The organism is Noviluteimonas caseinilytica (genome assembly GCF_018406605.1).
Taxonomy (GTDB): Bacteria; Pseudomonadota; Gammaproteobacteria; order Xanthomonadales; family Xanthomonadaceae; genus Noviluteimonas; species Noviluteimonas caseinilytica.
The window spans coordinates 1,273,198-1,293,941 of the sequence record NZ_AP024545.1 but is presented as its reverse complement, the minus strand read 5'-3'; the positions used below and the strand labels follow the sequence as shown (position 1 = coordinate 1,293,941).

Annotated in this window: 19 protein-coding genes; 13 read left to right on the top strand and 6 right to left on the bottom strand. The window is 67.1% G+C overall.

Annotated features, from left to right (window positions below; genetic code table 11):
- Window positions 1-16: 16 nt before the first annotated feature.
- Genes LYSCAS_RS06345 through LYSCAS_RS06335 form a run of 3 tightly spaced genes read left to right on the top strand, consistent with a single transcriptional unit; the run spans window position 17 to window position 3,516 of the window.
- Window positions 17-1,579 (top strand): alpha/beta hydrolase, encoded by a 1,563-nt coding sequence (locus tag LYSCAS_RS06345; protein WP_213436821.1) that lies wholly within the window; start codon window positions 17-19, stop codon window positions 1,577-1,579.
- Window positions 1,580-2,335: an ABC transporter ATP-binding protein gene (locus LYSCAS_RS06340; protein ID WP_213436819.1), complete on the top strand. Its 756-nt coding sequence runs from the start codon at window positions 1,580-1,582 to the stop codon at window positions 2,333-2,335.
- Window positions 2,332-3,516: an ABC transporter permease gene (locus LYSCAS_RS06335; RefSeq protein ID WP_213436817.1), complete on the top strand. Its 1,185-nt coding sequence runs from the start codon at window positions 2,332-2,334 to the stop codon at window positions 3,514-3,516. The genes LYSCAS_RS06340 and LYSCAS_RS06335 overlap by 4 nt, the downstream gene beginning before the upstream one ends.
- A gap of 75 nt (window positions 3,517-3,591) precedes the next feature.
- Here the strand turns inward: LYSCAS_RS06335 and LYSCAS_RS06330 are convergent, their stop codons facing one another.
- The 5 genes from LYSCAS_RS06330 to rpmH all read right to left on the bottom strand — a co-directional run bounded on the left by LYSCAS_RS06330 (window position 3,592) and on the right by rpmH (window position 8,505).
- Window positions 3,592-4,620, bottom strand: coding sequence for an energy transducer TonB (locus tag LYSCAS_RS06330; protein WP_213437637.1), 1,029 nt, complete (start codon window positions 4,618-4,620; stop codon window positions 3,592-3,594).
- A gap of 194 nt (window positions 4,621-4,814) precedes the next feature.
- Window positions 4,815-6,158 carry a tRNA uridine-5-carboxymethylaminomethyl(34) synthesis GTPase MnmE gene (gene mnmE, locus LYSCAS_RS06325; protein WP_213436815.1) on the bottom strand — a complete coding sequence of 448 codons (1,344 nt, stop codon included), beginning with the start codon at window positions 6,156-6,158 and terminating at the stop codon, window positions 4,815-4,817.
- On the bottom strand, window positions 6,155-7,852 hold the full coding sequence (gene yidC, locus LYSCAS_RS06320) for a membrane protein insertase YidC (RefSeq protein WP_213436813.1): 1,698 nt from the start codon (window positions 7,850-7,852) through the stop codon (window positions 6,155-6,157). The genes mnmE and yidC overlap by 4 nt, the downstream gene beginning before the upstream one ends.
- Before the next feature lie 55 nt (window positions 7,853-7,907).
- Window positions 7,908-8,327: a ribonuclease P protein component gene (gene rnpA, locus LYSCAS_RS06315; protein ID WP_213436811.1), complete on the bottom strand. Its 420-nt coding sequence runs from the start codon at window positions 8,325-8,327 to the stop codon at window positions 7,908-7,910.
- 37 nt (window positions 8,328-8,364) lie between these two features.
- Window positions 8,365-8,505 carry a 50S ribosomal protein L34 gene (gene rpmH, locus LYSCAS_RS06310; RefSeq protein ID WP_156640208.1) on the bottom strand — a complete coding sequence of 47 codons (141 nt, stop codon included), beginning with the start codon at window positions 8,503-8,505 and terminating at the stop codon, window positions 8,365-8,367.
- 222 nt (window positions 8,506-8,727) lie between these two features.
- Between rpmH and dnaA the strand changes: the two genes are divergently transcribed.
- The 10 genes from dnaA to LYSCAS_RS06260 all read left to right on the top strand — a co-directional run bounded on the left by dnaA (window position 8,728) and on the right by LYSCAS_RS06260 (window position 19,862).
- Complete coding sequence (gene dnaA, locus LYSCAS_RS06305; RefSeq protein ID WP_213436809.1) at window positions 8,728-10,056, top strand: chromosomal replication initiator protein DnaA; 1,329 nt, start codon at window positions 8,728-8,730, stop codon at window positions 10,054-10,056.
- 225 nt (window positions 10,057-10,281) lie between these two features.
- Entirely contained in the window at window positions 10,282-11,382 is a 1,101-nt protein-coding gene (gene dnaN / locus LYSCAS_RS06300) for a DNA polymerase III subunit beta (protein ID WP_213436807.1), read from the top strand.
- A 79-nt stretch (window positions 11,383-11,461) separates the two neighbouring features.
- Window positions 11,462-12,568: a DNA replication/repair protein RecF gene (gene recF / locus LYSCAS_RS06295; protein WP_213436805.1), complete on the top strand. Its 1,107-nt coding sequence runs from the start codon at window positions 11,462-11,464 to the stop codon at window positions 12,566-12,568.
- A 135-nt stretch (window positions 12,569-12,703) separates the two neighbouring features.
- Window positions 12,704-15,145, top strand: coding sequence for a DNA topoisomerase (ATP-hydrolyzing) subunit B (gene gyrB, locus LYSCAS_RS06290; protein ID WP_407075176.1), 2,442 nt, complete (start codon window positions 12,704-12,706; stop codon window positions 15,143-15,145).
- A 156-nt stretch (window positions 15,146-15,301) separates the two neighbouring features.
- Window positions 15,302-16,108 carry a M48 family metallopeptidase gene (locus tag LYSCAS_RS06285; RefSeq protein ID WP_407075175.1) on the top strand — a complete coding sequence of 269 codons (807 nt, stop codon included), beginning with the start codon at window positions 15,302-15,304 and terminating at the stop codon, window positions 16,106-16,108.
- A 119-nt stretch (window positions 16,109-16,227) separates the two neighbouring features.
- Window positions 16,228-17,361 carry a tetratricopeptide repeat protein gene (locus LYSCAS_RS06280; RefSeq protein WP_213436799.1) on the top strand — a complete coding sequence of 378 codons (1,134 nt, stop codon included), beginning with the start codon at window positions 16,228-16,230 and terminating at the stop codon, window positions 17,359-17,361.
- A gap of 223 nt (window positions 17,362-17,584) precedes the next feature.
- The gene (locus LYSCAS_RS16075) at window positions 17,585-18,157 is read left to right on the top strand and encodes an energy transducer TonB family protein (protein WP_213436797.1); all 573 of its coding nucleotides are present in this window, start codon (window positions 17,585-17,587) and stop codon (window positions 18,155-18,157) included.
- A 48-nt stretch (window positions 18,158-18,205) separates the two neighbouring features.
- Window positions 18,206-18,976: a MotA/TolQ/ExbB proton channel family protein gene (locus LYSCAS_RS06270; protein ID WP_213436794.1), complete on the top strand. Its 771-nt coding sequence runs from the start codon at window positions 18,206-18,208 to the stop codon at window positions 18,974-18,976.
- A 29-nt stretch (window positions 18,977-19,005) separates the two neighbouring features.
- On the top strand, window positions 19,006-19,428 hold the full coding sequence (locus tag LYSCAS_RS06265; protein WP_213436792.1) for an ExbD/TolR family protein: 423 nt from the start codon (window positions 19,006-19,008) through the stop codon (window positions 19,426-19,428).
- 17 nt (window positions 19,429-19,445) lie between these two features.
- On the top strand, window positions 19,446-19,862 hold the full coding sequence (locus LYSCAS_RS06260) for an ExbD/TolR family protein (protein ID WP_213436790.1): 417 nt from the start codon (window positions 19,446-19,448) through the stop codon (window positions 19,860-19,862).
- A gap of 111 nt (window positions 19,863-19,973) precedes the next feature.
- Here the strand turns inward: LYSCAS_RS06260 and LYSCAS_RS06255 are convergent, their stop codons facing one another.
- Entirely contained in the window at window positions 19,974-20,729 is a 756-nt protein-coding gene (locus LYSCAS_RS06255; RefSeq protein WP_213436788.1) for a pyridoxine 5'-phosphate synthase, read from the bottom strand.
- Between the last annotated feature and the right edge of the window lie 15 nt (window positions 20,730-20,744).

Here is a 20,744-nt window from a genome sequence, read left to right as displayed (position 1 = left end):
GAGGGGACGCACCACGATGAACCGCAAGACCCGATTCCTGCTCGCACTGGCGCTGGTCGCGGCCGTGCTGGGCTGGCGCGCCTGGCAAAGCCGCGCACCGAAATCCGCGCCCAAGGCCACCGCCTACGCCGCCGAAGCCGCGCCCGAACGCAAGCTGGGGCGCATCGCCTTCAAGCCGTGCACGCTCGCGCCCGCGCTGGGCGCCGCCAGCGTCGAGGCCGAGTGCGGCACGTTCACGGTCGCGGAAAATCCCGCGCTGCCGAACGGCCGCAAGATCGCGCTCAACATCGCGTGGGTGCCGGCCAACGAATCGGGCGACCACATGCCCGATCCGGTCTTCATGCTCGCCGGCGGCCCGGGCCAGGCGGCGGCGGAAACCTATCCGCAGGTCGCCCCCGCGTTCCGCGAGGTGCTCAAGCATCGCGACGTGGTCCTCGTGGACCAGCGCGGCACCGGCAAGTCCAATCCGCTGAAGTGCAAGGACGAGGGCGCCGAGGACAAGGCGGACGACGCGAGCGTGCAGGCCGACGCGGTCGACGAATCGCCCGCCGCCATGCGCGCCGCCGCCGAGAAGTGCCGCGATGCGCTGGCCAAGCACGCCGACGTCCGCTTCTATTCCACCACCGACGCGATCCGCGACCTCGACGCCGTGCGCGCCGCCATCGGCGCCGACAAGATCAACCTGATGGGCGTGAGCTACGGCACGCGCGTCGCGCAGCAGTACGCGATGCGCTATCCGCAGCACACGCGCACCATCACGCTGGATTCGGTCGCGCCGAATGCGATCTACCTCGGCAACGATTTCGCGCGCAACCTGGAGTCCGCACTCGACCTGCAGTTCGGTCGCTGCACGAAGACGCCGGGTTGCGCGAAGTCGCTCGGCGATCCGCGCCAGCGCTTGAACGCGTTGATGACGAAGCTGCGCGCCGACCCGCCGATGGTGAAATACCGCGACGCCAGCACCGGGCAGATGAAGGAAGAACGCCTCACGCCGGACCACGTCGCGGGCCTGACGCGCATGTATGCGTACGTGCCGGTCGCGGCGTCCATCCTGCCGCTGCTGCTCAACGAAGCCGACCAGGGCCGTTACGAAGGCCTGATGGCGCTGTCGAAGATGCTCGGCGGTTCGCTGGCGGACCAGATGATGTACGGCATGCAGTTGTCGGTGATCTGCACCGAGGACAGCGCGGGCATCCACGGCGACGATGCGATGTCGCAGTCGCTGCTCGGCAACCAGCTCGTCGAAACGCTGCAGCAGCAGTGCGCGGTGTGGCCGAAGGGCGTGGCGCCGAAGGATTTCCACGCGCCGCTCGCCACCAACGTGCCGGCGTTGCTGCTGTCCGGCGAACTGGATCCGGTGACGCCGCCGGCCTACGCCGAAAGCGTGGTCAAGACGTTGCCGAAGGGCCGCGCGCTCGTGCTGCGCGGCCAGGGCCACAACGTGATCGGCGCCGGCTGCATGCCGAAGCTGTTCGCGCAATTCCTCGACACGGCCGATGCGAAGGCGCTCGATGCGAAATGCCTCGACACGCTCGCCTACACGCCGCCGTTCACCTCGTTCAATGGATGGGAGCCGTAAATGATCGTTGCCGAACACCTGCGCAAGACCTTCCCCGGCACGGGGAAAGGCAAGGGGCCGGTCGTTGCCGTCGACGACGTGGGCTTCGAAGCGCGCGATGGCGAAATCACCGGGTTGCTCGGGCCGAACGGCGCGGGCAAGACGACGACGCTGCGCATGCTCTACACGCTGATGCGCCCGGAAAGCGGGCGCGTGCTCGTCGATGGCAAGGACGTGGCGAGCGATCCGGAAGCAGCGCGACGCGCGCTCGGCGTGTTGCCGGATGCGCGCGGCGTGTACAAGCGCCTGACTGCGCGCGAGAACATCCGCTACTTCGGCGAGCTGCACGGGCTGGATGCGGCAACCATCGCGGCGCGCACCAAGGCGTTGTCGGCGGCGCTGCAGATGGACGATTTCCTGGATCGCCAGACCGAAGGCTTCTCGCAGGGCCAGCGCACCAAGACCGCCATCGCGCGCGCATTGGTGCACGACCCGCGCAACGTGATCCTGGACGAACCCACCAACGGGCTCGACGTGATGACCACCCGCGGGCTGCGCGAATTCCTGCGCCAGCTGCGCGGCGAAGGCCGTTGCGTGATCTTCTCCAGCCACATCATGCAGGAGGTCGCCGCGCTCTGCGATCGCATCGTGGTGATCGCGCACGGGCGCGTCGTCGCGCACGGCACGTCGGATGAATTGCGGAAGCAGACGGGCGAGGAGAACCTCGAGGATGCGTTCGTTCGGTTGATCGGTTCGGAAGAGGGGTTGCACGCATGAAGGCCGGCATGATGTCTTCCATCCGCACGATCCTGATGAAGGAACTGCGCGAGTTCGTCCGCGACAAGCGCACGCTGATGCTGGCGCTGGTGCTGGGCCCGCTGCTCACGCCCGCGATCATGCTCGGCATCCTCACGCTGGCCGAGTCGCGCGCGAAGAGCCAGATCGAAAAACCGCTCGACATCCCGATGGTCGGCGTCGAACACGCGCCCAACATGGTGAAGTGGCTCGCTGGCCAGGGCATCCGCCAGCGCAAGGTCACCGGCGACCTGGACGCTGCGGTGCGCAACCAGGCCGAGGACGTGTACCTGAAGATCGGCGACGACTTCGACAAGGACTGGCGCGAAGGCCAGCCGGCGCTGGTGGAGATCGTGCACGACAGCACGCGCCAGGATTCGGACATCCCGGTGAAGCGCATCGAGGATGCGTTGTCGCGTTACGGGCAGCAGGTGGGTGCGTTGCGCTTGCTTGCGCGCGGGATGAACCCGGGCGTCGCATCGCCGGTCGTCGTCTCGCACAAGGATCTGTCGACGCCGGAAGCGCGGCGCGGCATGGTGATGTCGATCCTGCCGTACCTGCTGATCCTCGGTGCGTTCCTCGGTGGTGCGTACCTGATCATCGACACGACCGCGGGCGAACGCGAACGCCAGTCGCTCGAACCCTTGCTCGCCACGCCCACGCATCGCGGCGCGGTGGTGACCGGCAAGATCTCGGCGGCGTGCGTGGTCGGCCTGACGTCGCTGCTGCTGACGCTGCTCGCGTTCAAGGTGGGCTCGCAGTTCTCGCCGGGCATCGGGCGCCAGATGGACGTGAGCATGCCGGCGATCGGCAAGATGCTCGTGATCCTGCTGCCGATGCTGTTCATCGGCACCTCGCTGCTGACGTTCATCGCCGCCGGTGCGAAGTCGGTGAAGGAAGCGCAGAGCTACATGAGCATGCTGATGCTGCTGCCGATGATCCCGACCATCGCGCTGATGGTGAGCCCGGTGAAGAACCAGCTGTGGATGTTCGCGGTGCCGTTCCTGGCGCAGAACCAGATGCTGCTGAAGGTGGTGCGCGGCGAAGACATCCCGATGGCGTTCTGGGGCGTGTACATGGCGGCGGGCTTCGGGGTGGCGATCGCGTTGTGGTTCGCGGCGACGCGGCGTTACCACCAGGAGAAGCTGGCGATCTCGGCCTGACGTTCCGGCCGGATTGCGCGCAAGAAAAAAGCCCGGCGATTGCCGGGCTTTTTTCGTTCCACGTGTTGCGCGAGATCAGCCGCCGGGACGGAAGTTGATCGTGCGGCGCGTGGTGACCGGTGCATCGATCGGCGCGAACTTCCAGCGCTTCACCGCCGCGAGGGCTTCGCGGTCGAAGATGCGCGCCGGGTTGGCGTCGACGACGCGGGCGCTGGTGACCGACCCATCGGTGCCCACGGTGATTTCCACCTGGACCTCGCCGCTCTGCTGGCGACGCGCGGCTTCGGGCGGATAGCGCGGGGCCGGCGTGGAGACGGCGCGCAGGCTGCCACCACCACCGGACGATGCCGGCGCCGAGGCCTGCTGCTGCGCCGGGGCGCTGGCGGCGGGCTGCTGGGCAGCGGCGGCGCGCTGGGCGGCTTCCTTCTGGTCGGCTTCGCGCTGGGCGGCGGCCTTCTTGTCGGCTTCGGCTTGGGCGGCCTGCTGCTGCGCGAGCTGCGCGGCGGCCTGCTGCTGGGCGGTGGCCTGCTGGGCGAGGCGCTGCTTTTCGAGGTCGGCCTGCTTCTTCAGGTCTTCCTCGGACTTCACCTTGTCCTGTTCGGCGCGTGCGGCGACGGCCTGCTGGGACTGGGCGATCGTCGTCTTCAGGCGCGGGAGCGCCGGCGCCGAGGCGTCGGTCTTCTCCATCAGGGCGTACAGGCGCTGGGCTTCGGTGAAGTCCTCGCGCTGGATGCTCTGCTCGGTCGCGATGAGGGCGTACGGCATCAGGTCGGTCAGGGCGCTGGCCACGGCGGGGTCGCTCGGCGCCTTGTCGCGCAGGGCGAGGTAGTACTCCATGGCGTTGTTGCCCGCCGGGGCGTACAGGCGCTGCTCGCGGAGCGCGCCGCTGGCGGCCTCGCGGAGCTGGTCGGCGCTCATCGCGGCGACGGCTTCGGACACGGCCGGCGGCGGTGCCGCGACCGCGGCGGCGGTGGCGCTGGTGGCCACGCCGGCATCGGTGGCGGCTTCCTGTTTGCCGCCGCAAGCGGCGAGCGTCGCGCACCCCAGCGCGACCAGGACGTAGAGATTCAGGCGCGCCACGCGCGGGCGCGACGACTTGGACATTGCGTGCATAACGGAACCACTCCCCTGTCTGTGCGCCAGTTGCGGGCACGTGCGCGTAGGACGCGACAGCGGCGGGCGTTTGTCAAGCGTGCGTGACGAAACCCGGGGCAAATTTCGGACATTCCGCATGGCGGCCCATGCACGGATCGTGCCGGGGGGCTATTCAGGCGGCGGGCGCGGGCCGCGGCGTTGCCTTACTTGCCGATGCAGAAGCTGCCGAAGATATGCCCGAGGAGGGCGTCGGGGACGACGCGGCCGGTGATTTCGCCGAGGGCGTCGTGGCCGGCGCGGAGGGATTCGGCTGCGAGTTCGAGCGCGTCGGCGTCCAGTTGCGCTGCGGCGTCGTGCAGGTGCGCGGCGGTGCGGGCCAGCGCGTCGACGTGGCGGGCGCGCGCGGTGAAGGTGCCCTCGCCGGCGTCGGCGGCTTCGGCGCCCGACAACGTGCGCAGGCGCGCGTGCAATGCGTCGAGGCCGGCACCGGTGCGCGCGGAGACGTGGACAGTATCGGGGTCCGTGTCGTGCGGCGCGTGCGGGAGCAGGTCGGACTTGTTGTGGATCCACAGGCGACGCGGGACGTCGGCGATCGCGTCGGCGACGGCGGTGCGTCCGGATTCTGGATCGCGCGCATCGAGCACCACGATCGCCAGGTCGGCGCCCTGCAGTTCGTCGCGCGCGCGGCGCATGCCTTCGCGTTCGATCGCATCGCCGCCTTCGCGCAGGCCGGCGGTGTCGACGAGCGTGAGTTCGGCGCCGTCGAGGCGAACGGTTTCGTGCAGCAGGTCGCGCGTGGTGCCGGCGATGTCGGTGACGATCGCGCGTTCGCTGCCGGCGAGCGCGTTGAGCAGCGAACTCTTGCCGGCATTCGGCGGGCCCACGATCACGGCGTGCAAGCCATCGCGCAGCTTGCGGCCGCGTTCGGCTTCGGCGAGGAGCGTGGCCACGGTGGAGGTCGCGCGGGCGAGGCCTTCGCGCAGTTCGCGGCCGCCGAGGGTGTCGAGGGACTCGTCGGCGAAATCGATCGCAGCCTCGACGTGGATACGCAGGTGCAGCAGTTCGGTGGCCAGCGCGTCGACGCGTTGCGAGAACACGCCATCGAGTGCGCGACGGGCGGCGCGTGCAGCGCGCGTGTCGCCGGCGGCGATGAGGTCGGCGACGGCTTCGGCCTGCGCGAGGTCGAGCTTGCCGTTGAGGAAGGCGCGTTCGCTGAATTCACCGGGCCGCGCGTGGCGTGCCCCGCGCGTGCAGCACTCGGCGACCAGGCGTTGCAGCACGACGGGGCTGCCGTGCGCCTGCAGTTCCACCACGTGTTCGCCGGTGAAGCTGGCGGGCGCGGCGAAATACAGCGCGAGACCGTCGTCGATGGTTTCCTCGCCGGCGCGCAACCGCACGTAATGCGCGTGGCGCGGGACGAGGGCGCAGCCGCACAGGGCTTCCGCGATCGCGCGGCTGCGCGGGCCGGACAACCGCACCACGCCGACGCCACCGGCGCCTGGCGCGGTGGCGATGGCGACGATGGTGTCGGTGTCCGTGGCGGTCACGCCTTCGCGAGTTCGGGCTTGTCGCCGTAGCGGCGCAGCATGAACCACTGTTGCAGCAGGCCGAGCGCACCGTTGGTAACCCAGTACAGCACCAGGCCGGCCGGGAAGAACACCATCGTGACGCCGATGACCAGCGGCATGAACTGCATCATCTTCTGCTGCGTGGGATCCATGCCCTGCATCGGCGTGAGCCGCTGCGTGGTGTACATGATCAGCATGTTGAGGATGGGCAGGATGAAGTACGGATCGCGCGCGGAGAGGTTGGTGATCCAGCCGATCCACGGCGCGTGGCGCAGCTCGACCGACTCCGACAGCATCCAGTACAGCGCGAGGAAGATCGGCATCTGGATCAGCATCGGCAAGCAACCGCCGGCCGGGTTGACCTTCTCTTTCTTGTACAGCTCCATCGTCGCCATCTGCAGCTTCTGGCGATCGTCGCCGTAGCGTTCCTTCAGCTGCTGCATGCGCGGCGCGAGCTTGCGCATCTTCGCCATCGACTGGAACTGCTTGGCGGCGATGGGATACATCGCCAGGCGGATCAGCACGACCAGGCCGATGATCGACCAGCCCCAGTTGCCGAGCACGCCATGGATCATCGTGATGATGGCGAACAGCCAGCCGGCGAGCGTGGCCATGAAGCTGAAGCTGCTGAAATCGACGGCGCGCGTCAGGCCCGGCACGTGCTGCGCTTCGATGCCTTCGACGAGCTTGGGGCCGACCCACAAACGCGCGGTGGTTTCGGCATGCGCACCCGGCGCAACGTTGACGCCGGGGCCGAGCGCGCGCACGAGGTAGTTGGTGGCGCCGGGGACCTGGCGCGTGGACAGCGAGAACGTCGCTTCGTCCTTGTCGCCCGGGATCCACGCGGTGAAGAAGTAGTGCTGCAGCAGCGCGATCCAGCCGCCGGTGACTTTCTTGTCGAGCGTGCCGTCGTCGACGAACTTGTCGTACTTGCGCTTCTCGTACTTGTCGGTCGGGCTGTACCAGGCGGCGCCGTGGAAGGCGAGCGCTTCGGGATTGGTGTAGCCGGACTTCTGCGGCGGCGGGTTGCGCTCGAGCTGGCGGTACACGTAGCCCTGCCACGGCGCGCTGCCGTTGTTGGTGACGTCGTCGCGCACCTGGATGGCGTAGTTGCCGCGGGTGAACGTGTACGTGCGGCGGATGGTCACGCCGTTCGCACCGGTCCAGGTGAACGGCACGCTGAGCGTGTTCGCGCCGGGCTGCATCGTGTAGCTGCGCGCGGCTTCGGCGGGCACGAATCCGTCGACGTGGCTCGGCGCGGGGCTGTTGCCGGTGGCGACCCAACCGCTCTGCGCTTCGAAGAAATTCTCCGGGCGCGCGTCGAGCAACTGCACGCTCTCGCTGCCGGCCTTCGCTTCGGTCGGATAACGCAGGAGCTGCGCGGTGTGCACGCTGCCGCCATCGAGCGTGAGGCGCAGCAGGTCGGTGTTGACGGTGACGATCGGCGCGGCGGAAGGCGTCGCGGTGGTCACGGCGCCCGGTGCGGTCGGCGTGGCCGACGAGAGGGCGGTCGACGCGCTCGGCGCGACGGGAATCGCGGGTGCGGCGGTGGCGGCCGAGGCGGTCGTGGTGGTCGGCACCACGCTCGGGGCGTGTTCCTTCGTCCACTCCATGTAGAGCAGCGTCGCCACGGCGATCCAGGCGAAGAGGAGGAACATGCGGGTCTGGTTCATGCAGGCACTCGGGCAGCAATCGGAACGGCGCGGCGCCAGGCGCAGCGCGCGAAGTTCAAGGGGATGGGGGCGGAGCGCCCGGTGGGCAAGCGGCGGGCATTGTGCCGGTGGGGCCGGCGGGCGGCAACGCGCCTGCGCGGCGCAGCAGCGAGGAAAACGCGGTGCGCAGCGCTTCCGCGTTCGCATTGCGCGCGGACGGGCGCGCGACGAGCACGTAATCGCCGCCCGGCAGCAGCAGGCGGCAATGACGGAATTCGCTGCGGAGCAAGCGCTTGATGCGGTTGCGGCCGACGGCGCGCGGATCGACCTTGCGCGACACGGCAAGCCCGAGCCTCGCAGGCGATTCGCTGCGAAGCCAATGGAGGCTCATGAGGGGATCTGCGTTGCGAAGACCGTCGGCGAAGACCCGGTCGAAGTCCTTCCCGATGCGGACGCGTGCGCTGCGCGGCAGGCCGGCGTCCACGGGAGTTGTCACGCTGAAGCGAACACGGGCGGCCGCGAAGGCCGACGCGTCAGACAGTCAGGCGACGGCGACCCTTCGCGCGACGACGCGCGAGGACCTTGCGGCCGTCGGCGGTCTTCATGCGCGCACGGAAGCCGTGGTCGCGCTTGCGCTTGAGGTTGCTGGGCTGGTAGGTGCGCTTGGTGGCCATGATTCGACTCGCGAACGAGTTTTCGGCAGAAAAGAGGCGGGAGTCTATGGGGTTGCGCGGGGTCGGTCAACCTCGGCGAACGATTGCGTGCGTGATGCGCGGGCTGCCGACGATCGCACTTGCCATGCCTCGGGGCGGTGGTAGTCTGCCTCGCCCCCCAACTTATCCACAGCGCGATCCCCGTGGTCGCGCCGCTGGGTCGTCGACGAGATCCGCTGCTTTATGGAAGCCTGGCCACGTTGTCTCGAGCGTCTCGAAGCCGAATTCCCGGCCGAGGACGTGCACACCTGGCTCAAGCCCCTGCAGGCCCGGCTCAATGACGAGGGGCTGGTGCTCTACGCGCCCAACGCCTTCGTGATGGAGGAAGTGCGGGAGCGTTACCTGCCCCGCATCCGCGAGCTGGTGGCCCATTTCGCCGGCGACGCCGGGGTGAGCCTGGAAATCGGTGCGATCAAGCGCGCGCCCACCGCCGGCGCCATTTCGATGGGTACGGCGCCGACGATGCGCACGCCGATGGCCGAGGCCTTCCAGGGCAATCTGGATTCGCATTACACGTTCGACAACTTCGTCGAGGGCCGCAGCAACCAGCTGGGCCGCGCGGCCGCGTTGCAGGCCGCCAACAAGCCCGGCGACCGCGCCCACAACCCGTTGCTGCTGTACGGCGGCACGGGCCTCGGCAAGACGCACCTGATGTTCGCCGCCGGCAATTTGATGCGCGAGAACAATCCGCAGGTGCGCGTGATGTATTTGCGCAGCGAGCAGTTCTTCAGCGCGATGATGAAAGCGCTGCAGGACAAGGCCATGGACGGATTCAAGCGGCAATTCCAGCAAGTGGATGCGCTGCTGATCGACGACATCCAGTTTTTCGCGGGGAAAGACCGCACGCAGGAAGAGTTCTTCCACACGTTCAACGCGCTGTTCGACGGCAAGCAGCAGATCATCCTGACGTGCGATCGGTATCCGCGCGAAGTGGAAGGCCTGGAGCCGCGGTTGAAGTCGCGCCTGGCGTGGGGCCTGTCGGTCGCCATCGAACCGCCGGACTTCGAGACGCGCGCGCAGATCGTGCTGTCGAAGGCGCGCGAGCGCGGCGCCAACCTGCCGGAAGACGTGGCGTTTTTGATCGCCAAGAAGATGCGGTCGAACGTGCGCGACCTCGAGGGTGCGCTCAACACGCTGTCGGCGCGCGCCAACTTCACGGGCCGCGCGATCACGCCGGAATTCGCGCAGGAGACGCTGCGCGACCTGCTGCGTGCGCAGCAGCAGGCGATCGGCATCCCCAACATCCAGAAGACCGTGGCAGACTACTACGGCTTGCAACTGAAGGATCTGTTGTCGAAGCGGAGGACGCGTTCGCTGGCTCGTCCGCGCCAGGTGGCCATGGCGCTGACGAAAGAGCTGACCGAACACAGTCTTCCGGAGATTGGCGACGCGTTCGCCGGTCGCGACCACACGACCGTCCTGCACGCCTGCCGGCAGATCAAGGGGCTGATGGAGACCGACGGCAAGCTGCGGGAAGACTGGGACAAGCTGATCCGCAAACTCAGTGAATGAGTGCGGGGGAAGCTGTGGATAAGGCAGGGTGCGACCCAGGGCCTGAAACTTTATCCACAGCTTGTCCCGGAACCGCAGGATCAGTTGTACACGCTTTGCTCACGTCGATAAACGCAACAGGATCAACGAGTTAAGCGAGTTCCACCCAGATTTTCGAAACACCAAGCACCACCAGTTTTTGATTTATCCATCCTTCCAGAGCTTGGATCCGGGGAACCAGACCGCATGCGTTTCAGCCTGCAACGCGAAGTCTTCCTGAAGCCGTTGGCGCAAGTCGTCAATGTCGTCGAACGTCGCCAGACCTTGCCGGTCCTTGCCAACCTGCTGGTGCAGGTCAAGCAGGGCCAGCTCTCGCTGACCGGCACCGACCTGGAAGTGGAAATGGTGGCGCGCCACGCCGTCGACGATGCGCAGGATGGGGAAACCACCATCCCGGCACGCAAATTGTTCGAGATCGTCCGTGCCCTGCCCGATGGCAGCAAGGTCACGGTCTCGCAGTCCGGCGACAAGATCACAGTGTCGGCGGGTCGCAGCCGGTTCACGCTGGCCAGCCTGCCGGCCAACGATTTCCCGTCGGTCGATGAAGTCGAAGCCACCGAGCGCGTGCGCGTGCCGGAGGCCGGGCTGAAGGAACTGATCGAACGCACCGCGTTCGCGATGGCCCAGCAGGACGTGCGCTATTACCTCAACGGCTTGCTGTTCGACCTGCGCGACAAGTCGCTGCGCTGCGTGGCCACCGATGGCCATCGCCTGGCGTTGTGCGAGTTGCCGCTCGAGGGCGGTGCGCAGTCCAAGCGCCAGATCATCGTGCCGCGCAAGGGCGTGCAGGAATTGCAGCGCCTGCTGGAAGGCGGCGACCGCGAGCTCGAACTCGAAGTCGGCCGCAGCCACATCCGCGTCAAGCGCGACGATGTGACGTTCACCAGCAAGCTGATCGACGGCCGTTTCCCGGATTACGAAGCGGTGATCCCGATCGGTGCGGACCGCGAGGTCAAGGTCGATCGCGAAGTCCTGCGTGCGGCCCTGCAGCGCGCAGCCATCCTGTCGAACGAGAAGTACCGCGGCGTCCGCGTCGAGGTATCCCCGGGCCAGCTGCGCATCAACGCGCACAACCCGGAGCAGGAAGAAGCGCAGGAAGAGATCGAAGCCGATACGCGCGTCGACGGCCTGGCGATCGGTTTCAACGTCAATTACCTGCTGGATGCGCTGTCGGCATTGCGCGACGAGCAGGTCGTCCTCCAGCTGCGCGACGCCAACTCTTCCGCCCTCGTCCGCGAGGCGGGCAACGAGAAGTGCCGCCACGTGGTGATGCCGCTCCGGCTCTGATGCGGACGGTTGTGTTCCACGTGGAACGGATGCGAACGCCCGGCCTGGTCCGGGCGTTCTGCTTTGCGCGGGGTGATGTGTGCGCGTGACCCGGCTCGACATCGGTGGATTGCGCCGGTTCGGCCAGGTCACGCTGGCCCCGGGCCCCACGCTAAACCTCATCACGGGCGATAACGGCGCCGGGAAGACCTCGATCCTGGAAGCCATGCACCTGATGGCCTACGGGCGCAGCTTCCGGGGCAGGGTGCGGGATGGGCTGATTCGCGAAGGCGCGCCTGCCGTCGAAATCTTCGTGGAATGGATCGAAGCGGCCGGGCGGATCCGCCGCGCCGGGCTCCGGCATTCCGGCCAGTCGTGGGAAGGCCGCCTGGATGGCGCCTCCGTGGGGCATCTGGGCGAACTCTGCGCGGCCTTGGCCGTCGTGACCTTCGAACCCGGCAGCCACGGCCTGGTGACGGGCCCGGCCGAAACCCGCCGCCGCTTGCTCGATTGGGGCCTGTTCCACGTGGAACTTGATTTCCTCCGGGTCTGGCGGCGGTATGCACGGGCCCTGAAGCAGCGGAACGCTTTGCTAAAGGCCGGCGCAAGGCCCGCTGAACTCGACGGTTGGGAGGCGGAACTCGCCGACAGCGGTGAAACCATCACCCGCAGCCGCGAGGCCTACCTCCAGCAATGGCAGCCGTTGTTCGCCACGGAGGCTGCTTCGCTGGCGCCGGCACTGGGCACGACCTCACTGACCCTCCAGCCCGGGTGGCGCCACGAAGAGATGCGCCTGGCGGATGCGCTGCTGCTGGCCCGCGGCCGCGACCAGCTGGCGGGCTTCACGAGCGTCGGCCCGCATCGCGCGGACTGGAAGATCGGGCTTTCCGCGCTGCCAGGTCGCGAAGCGCTCTCGCGCGGACAGGCGAAGCTCACCGCGCTGGCGCTCCTGTTGTCGCAAGCCCGCCTGCACGCCGAGCTCGCCGGCGAGTGGCCCGTGATCGCGCTCGACGACCTGGCCTCCGAACTCGATCGCCACCACCAGGCCCGCGTCGTGCAGGGCCTCATCGACACCGGCGCGCAGGTCTTCGTCACCGGCACCGAAGCGCCCGCGGCCTTCGAACACCTCACCGAAGCCGGCGGCCATCCGATCGCGCGCTTCCATGTCGAACAGGGCCGGCTGCGCGCTGAAGGCGACGCGCGCTGAGGCGCAGCGGGACGGCCTTGGCGGCCTGCGTTTGGTAGACTGCACGCCATCCATAGCTAATGTGTCTCGACGCGCGCCACGCGCGTCGCGGGAGCCCCAAGCCGAATGTCGCAGCAAGAGCACGATGCGGGCGAAATGCCCAGCGTTCCGAACAGCACGTACGACTCCAGCAAAATCACCGTCCTGCGCGGCCTCGAGGCCGTTCGCAAGCGTCCCGGCATGTACATCGGCGACGTGCACGACGGCACCGGCCTGCACCACATGGTGTTCGAGGTCGTCGACAACTCGATCGACGAAGCGCTCGCCGGCCACGCGACGGAAGTCAACGTCACGCTGCACGAAGACAACTCCGTGTCGGTGTCAGACAACGGGCGCGGCATTCCCGTGGACATCCACAAGGAAGAGGGCATTTCCGCGGCGGAAGTGATCCTCACCGTGCTGCACGCGGGCGGCAAGTTCGACGACAACAGTTACAAGGTGTCGGGCGGCTTGCACGGCGTGGGCGTGTCGGTCGTCAACGCGCTGTCCGAGCACCTGTGGCTCGACATCTGGCGCGACGGCCACCACTACCAGCAGGAATACGCACTCGGCGAATCGCTGTATCCGCTGAAGCAACTCGAGGCCTCGCCCAAGCGCGGCACGCTGCTGCGCTTCAAGCCGGCCAGCGCGATCTTCACCGACGTCGAATTCCACTACGACATCCTGGCCAAGCGCCTGCGCGAACTGTCGTTCCTCAACTCCGGCGTGCGCATCACGCTGACCGACCTGCGCGTGCGCGAGGACGGCAGCGAGGGCAAGCGCGACGTGTTCGAGTACGAGGGCGGCATCCGCTCCTTCGTCGAGCACCTGGCGCAGCTCAAGACGCCGTTGCACCCCAACGTGATCTCCGTGTCCGGCGAAATGAACGGCATCACGGTGGACGTCGCGCTGCAGTGGACGGACTCGTACCAGGAAACGATGTTCTGCTTCACCAACAACATCCCGCAGAAGGATGGCGGCACGCATCTCATCGGCTTCCGTGCCGCACTCACGCGCACGCTGTCGAACTACATCGAACAGAACGGCATCGCCAAGCAGGCCAAGATCACGCTGTCGGGCGACGACATGCGCGAAGGCATGATCGCCGTGCTGTCGGTGAAAGTGCCGGATCCCAGCTTCTCGTCGCAGACCAAGGAGAAGCTGGTCTCGTCCGAGGTTCGCCCCGTCGTTGAGAGCACGTTCGGTGCACGTTTGGAGGAGTTCCTGCAGGAACACCCCAACGAGGCCCGCGCCATCGCCGGCAAGATCGTCGACGCCGCCCGCGCCCGCGAAGCCGCCCGAAAGGCCCGCGACCTGACGCGCCGCAAGGGCGCGCTCGATATCGCCGGCCTGCCCGGCAAGCTCGCCGACTGCCAGGAAAAGGATCCCGCGCTCTCCGAACTCTTCATCGTCGAGGGTGACTCGGCGGGTGGCTCGGCGAAGCAGGGCCGCAACCGCAAGACCCAGGCGATCCTCCCGCTGAAGGGCAAGATCCTCAACGTGGAACGCGCGCGCTTCGACCGCATGCTCGCCAGCGCGGAAGTCGGCACGCTGATCACCGCGCTCGGCACCGGCATCGGCAAGGACGAATACAACCCGGACAAGCTGCGCTACCACCGCATCATCCTGATGACCGACGCCGACGTGGACGGCTCGCACATCCGCACGCTGCTGCTGACGTTCTTCTATCGACAGATGCCGGAGCTGATCGAGCGCGGCCACATCTACATCGGCCTGCCGCCGCTGTACAAGATCAAGCAGGGCAAGAACGAGTTGTACCTGAAGGACGATGCGGCGCTCGACGTCTACCTGGCGAACAACGCGGTCGACGGCGCAACGCTCATCCCCGCCGACGGCGAACCGCCGATCGACGGCGCAGGCCTCGAGAAGTTGCTGCTTGCCTACGCCGGCGCGCGCGATGCGATCTCCCGCAACGCGCATCGCTACGAGTCCGCGCTGCTGGAATCGCTGATCGATTTCGTGCCGCTGGATGCCGCGCAACTCGCCGATCCGGACGCGCTGCGCCCGCAGCTCGACGCGCTCGAACAGCGCCTCAACAAGGGTGGCCTGGGCAAACCGCGCTATCGCCTCGAAGTGCACGGCGCCACCGAAGCGCGTCCGGCCGCGCTCGTCATGCGTCGCATGCACATGGGCGAAGAGCTGGTGCAGATCCTCCCCGTCGCCGCGTTCGAAACCGGCGAGCTGCGTTCGGTGCGCGAAGCCGCGACAATGCTGCACGGCCTGGTGCGCGACGGCGCGCAGATCGTGCGTGGCAATCGCGCGCAACCGATCGCGCGCTTCGCCGATGCGCAGGCATGGCTGATGGACGAAGCGAAAAAGGGTCGCCAGATCCAGCGCTTCAAGGGCCTCGGCGAAATGAATCCCGAGCAGTTGTGGGACACGACGGTCAATCCGGAAACGCGTCGCCTCCTGCAGGTGCGCATCGAGGACGCCGTCGCCGCGGACCAGATCTTCTCGACGCTCATGGGCGACGTTGTCGAACCGCGTCGCGAGTTCATCGAAGACAACGCGTTGAAGGTCGCCAACCTCGACGTGTGATCGCTCGAACCGGGGCCCGCAAGTGGCCCCGACCTGACCGGCCCCCCAACGGGGCCGCTGTCGAAGCGGCGGTTTGACACCGACTTCAGGCCCGTTGGCCTATTAAGCTCCGCATCCCACACTGGAACGGAGTCCCCGACGCCCATGCCGCAGCGCCTGAAGCTTGCCGTCCTCGCCGGTGCCATCGCGATCTCCGTCGTCGCCTGCGCCACCACGACCTCGCCCACCGGGCGCACCCAGTACGTCGGCGGCGTCTCGCAGGAGCAGCTCAACGAGCTCGGCGCGCAGGCCTTCAATGAGGTGAAACAGCAGAAACGGCAGAGCACCGACGCACGCCAGGTGCGCTACGTGCAGTGCGTCGTTTCCACGATCACGCGCCAGCTTCCGCCGAACTGGCAGGGCGGTTGGGAAAGCGCGGTGTTCGTCGATCCGGAACCCAATGCCTTCGCGCTGCCCGGCGGCAAGGTGGGCGTGTACACCGGCATCTTCACCGTCGCGCGCGACCAGGATCAGTTGTCGGCCGTCATCGCGCACGAGATCGGCCACGTCGTCTCGCGCCACCACGACGAACGCATCACGCGCCAGATGGGCGCGCAAGGTGCGGTGCAACTCGTCGGCGCATTGTTAGGTTCCCGTTACGGCGAAGGCGCAGGCAACGCCGCGATGCAGGGCGGCAGCGTGCTCGCGCAGACGGGCTTCCTGTTGCCGGGTTCGCGCGAACAGGAATCGGAAGCCGACATCGTCGGCCAGCAACTCATGGCGCAGGCGGGCTTCGATCCTCGCGGCGCCATCGCGCTGTGGCAGAACATGATTGCGGCCACCAATGGCCAACGACCGCCGCAGTGGCTGTCGACGCACCCGAACCCCGAAAGCCGCATCCGCGAGTTGCAGCAACGCGCTGCGTCGTTGATGCCCGTGTTCGAACAAGCCCGCGCGGCAGGACGTCGTCCCGCCTGCGGGTGAATCTTTCCACCCCCGTCGCGGGCATGGTGCTGTAACTCCGCGACGGCTTTCTGCTAGCGTGACGCCCCCCCGGCCTTGCGCCCCCACCAGCAGCGTCGCTGCCGCATGAGGTTTTCGCCATGACCCGATCCTTCCGCCATCGTCCGCTCGTCATCGCGGCTGGTGTTTTCCTCGCCGCTTCCTTCGTCGCCCCCGTGTTTGCGCAGAACAGCGGCGCCGCCGCGCCGACCATGCGCGAGCAGCGCGAAAAGCGCATGCAGGAACTGGGCAAGGCCAAGGAATCGAAGAAGGAAGCTGCAGCCGAAGCCCAGATGTATCCCAACGCCACGCGCCAGTCGCCGGAAGCGAAGGCGAAGGGCAAGAACCTCAAGGCCCTGCAGGAATTGCAGGACCTTTACGCGAAGGAAGACCACGCCGCCGTGCTCGCGAAGGCCGACCAGATCGCCAACGCGGCCGACGCCAATGCGTACGAGAAGTCCTTCTCGTGGCAGCTCGCCGCCGCCACCGCCGCCGACATGCACGACGACGCGAAGGCCGCCGACTACTTCAAGAAGTCGCTCGACGCCAACGGCCTCGAGAACAACAGCCACTACCAGGTGATGTACAACCTGGCGGTCGAGCAGTACCAGCTCAAGCAGTACGACGCCGCGCTCGCCACGCTCGATCGCTTCTCGGCGGAAACCAAGTCGGACAAGCCGGAACTGCAGCAGATGCGCGCCGGCATCCTCGCCAACCTCGGCCGTACCGATGACGCGGTGAAGGCGTACGAAGACCAGTTGGCGAAGAATCCGAACGACAAGAAGGCGCTGATGAACGCCGTCGCCACGTACCAGCAGGCGAACCAGTTCGACAAGGCGAACGCGTTGCTCGAAGGCGCGTACAAGAAGGGCATGCTCACCGACGCGAAGGAAATCCGCGCGCTGTACGTGGGCTACTTGAACGCCGAGCGCTTCAAGGATGCGCAGGCCGTGATGGAAGAAGGCCAGGCCAAGGGCATCCTCACGCCGGGCCCGGAATTGGCGAAGGATTACATGGTCCTGGGCCAGAACGCTTATTACAAAGGCAGCGACAGCGACGCGATCGGTTTCTACAAGAAAGCCGCGTCGATGGCGAAGGATGGCGAGGCCGATCTCAACATGGCGAAGATCCTCCGCGACCAGGGCAAGACGGCCGAAGCGAAGGCTGCTGCTCAGGCTGCGCTCTCCAAGGGTGTCCAGAAACCGCAGGAAGCCAAGGAAATCCTCGGCGGATGAGCACCATCACAGACCGCGGGTTTGGCATTGGTGTCAGCCCGCGGAGTTGGTATATCCTTGGAAATTCCCGCGGCCGCCTACGTGACGGCCTGCATTGCAATCCGGCGCGACCATGGCGTCGGGCCCTCACCCCCGAGCCTCGCGCATGACGGAACACTCGCCGCATACCGACAAGAGCGACCGCCAGTCCCTCAACTGGCCTCGCATTGCCGGCATCTCTTTCGTGATCGCACTGCATGTGGCGGCGCTGATGCTGCTGCTCATGCCGGTGGCCCCCCCGGGCGCCCAGGTGGAGGAGGAGGAAGTGACCCTGGTCAACTTCATCAAGCCGCCGCCGCCGCCCCCGCCGCCGCCGCCGCCGCCGCCGGAACCGCCCAAGACGATCCAGCTCAAGCCGCAGACCGTGCCGAAGCCGAGCCCGTTGCCGCCGCCGCCGGAAGAGCCGCCGGTCGTGTTCGACGAGCCCTCGCCGGTCGACGTGCAGGCCCCGCCGCCGGCGCCGCCCGCGCCGCCGGCCGCGCCCGCAGGTCCTGCACGCGATTCGAGCGACTTGCGTGCGAGCATCTGCGTGATGCCCCCGCTGGCACCGTTGCAGGCCGCAGTCGGCCGTGCGCGGATCCAGGGTTCGATGAAGCTGCTGCTGGCCTTCCAGGCCGACGGCACCGTCACCAGCGCCGAAGTCCAGCAGAGCAGTCGCGACCGCAACGTGGACCGTGCCGCACAGAGCTGGGCCCGCCGTATCAAGTTGTGCCCGGGCGCTCCTGGCTCGGGTGTGTTGCCGCTGGACCTCAAGTAACTTTGCTCCCCTCGTAATTCCATTCTTTCCAGACAGAAGGTAAGCGTCATGCTGCAGGAAACCACCAACGCCGTTGCTGCGACCGGAAGCAACGCCGACGCGCTCAAGCAGATGGGCGTCGACCATCTGGCCCGCGAGATGCTTGCGCATCCGGGTGACTACGTCGTCCAGCTGGTCGTGGCCACCACCCTCGTGATCATGTCCGCGATGTCGTGGTACTGGATCGTGATCAACCTCATCAAGAACGTCCGCCTGCGTGGCAGCGCCGATCGTGTCGTCACCACGTTCTGGGAAACCCCGAACGCGCAGGACGCGATCCGCTTCATGGAAGAGCAGAACAAGAGCGAACCGTTCTCGAAGATCGCGCTCGACGCTGCCCAGGCCGCCGCGCACCACCAGCGTCACGAAGGTTCGCGCCTCGTCGAGTCGCTGAACCGCTCGGAGTTCGTTGACCGCGCGCTGCGCCAGGGCGTGACCCGCGAATCCTCGCGCCTCGAGAACGGCCTGACCGTGCTCGCCACCGTCGGTTCGACCGCGCCGTTCGTCGGCCTGCTCGGTACCGTGTGGGGCATCTACGGCGCGCTGATCAAGATCGGTGCCACCGGCCAGGCGTCGATCGACGCGGTCGCCGGCCCCGTGGGTGAAGCGCTGATCATGACCGCCGTCGGTCTGTTCGTCGCCATCCCGGCGGTGCTCGCGTACAACTTCTTCGTGCGCCTCAACCGCGTCACGAACAGCAAGTTCGACACGTTCGCGCATGACCTGCACGACTTCTTCGCCACCGGCGCGCGCGTCGGCGAAATCCCGGTCAAGCGCTGAGCAGTCGAGCAACCTGACGGAGTACGCCCATGGCCTTCAGTTCTGGCAACGAAAGCGGCGGCCCCATGGCCGAAATCAATGTGACGCCCCTCGTGGACGTCATGTTGGTGCTGCTGATCATCTTCATGATCACCGCGCCCTTGATGTCGCATAAGGTCAAGGTGGAGTTGCCCAAGGCGACGCTCAACAACATCGAGACCAAGCCGATTGTCGTGCAGCCGATCACCATCACGGTGACGGAGGCCGGCAACCTGTACTGGAACGATCAGCCGACCACGAAGGACCAGGTCGAGAGCAAGCTCTCGGTCGAGGCCCAGAAGACCCCGCAGCCGCCCATCAACGTGCGCGGCGACCGGACCACGAAGTACCGCGTGGTGCAGGAAATCGTGCAGATCGCCCAGAACCAGGGCATGCGCAAGGTCGGCTTCGTCGCCGAGAAAGAACGGCAGTGAGCCGGGAGGAATAAGACATGGCATTTAGTTCCGGTGGCGGCGGTGGCCCGATGGCCGATATCAACGTCACGCCGCTCGTCGACGTGATGCTGGTGCTGCTGATCATCTTCATGGTGACGGCGCCCACGTTGTCGTACCCGATCGACATCGACCTCCCGCAGAAGTCGACCAACCCGCCGCCGCAGACCAAGGAACCGCCGCCGCCGATCGCCCTGCGCATCGACGCTTCGGGCCAGGTGTTCTGGAACGAAGCGGCGCAGCCGATCTCGGCGCTCGAAAACCTGATGGAGGTCGAAGTGAATCGCGACCCCACCAACCAGCCGCAGCTTGAAATCGATACGAGCCCGGACGCCGATTACGGCGTGCTGGCCAAGGTCCTGGCCTCCGCGAAGAACGCGGGCATGATCAAGATCGGTTTCGTGCAGAAGGGCTGACGCACCAAACACAGACGCATACGCTTTACCTATCTGGTTTCGACGCCGCCGCAAGGCGGCGTCTTTTTTTGTGCGCGCGACGGAATCCCGTGTCGCACAAGCGCACGCGCCTCACCCGTGCGCGATCGCTTCCAGGTAACGTCGCACTGTCGCATCCAGCCCGGCATACAAGGCATCGCCGATCAGCGCGTGCCCGATCGACACCTCGAGCACGTCCGGCACGCCCTGCAGGAACGCCGCGAGATTCCCTTGGCTCAAGTCATGCCCGGCATTGACGCCAAGCCCCACGGCCTGCGCACGCCGCGCCGTTTCCGCGCACAACGCGATCGCCGCGCGCGCATCGCCGCCCGCATGCGCCGCCGCGAACGGCCCCGTATACAACTCGATGCGCTGCGCGCCGACTTCAGCGGCGCGCTCCACGTCCGGGCATCCCGCATCGACGAACAAACTCACGCGACATCCCAACGCACGCAGCTCCGCGACGCGTTCGCGCAACGCGCCCAGGTCGCCTGAAAAATCGAACCCGTGGTCCGACGTGATCTGCCCGTCCGAATCCGGCACCAACGTCGCCTGCGCCGGGCGGACATCGCCGCACAAGGCCGCGAACCCCGGATATCCCACGCGCGGCGGCGCGAACGGATTGCCTTCGAGATTGAATTCCACGCCGCGCGATTGCGTGAGCACCGCGAGCGCGTAGACGTCTTCTGCGCGGATGTGCCGCGCATCGGGCCGCGGATGCACCGTGATCCCGTGTGCGCCCGCATCCAGGCACGTGCTGGCCGCACGCACGACATCCGGCTCGTCGCCGCCGCGCGAATTGCGCAGCACCGCAATCTTGTTGACGTTGACGCTCAGCTGGGTCGGCATGGCGCGGAGCTTACC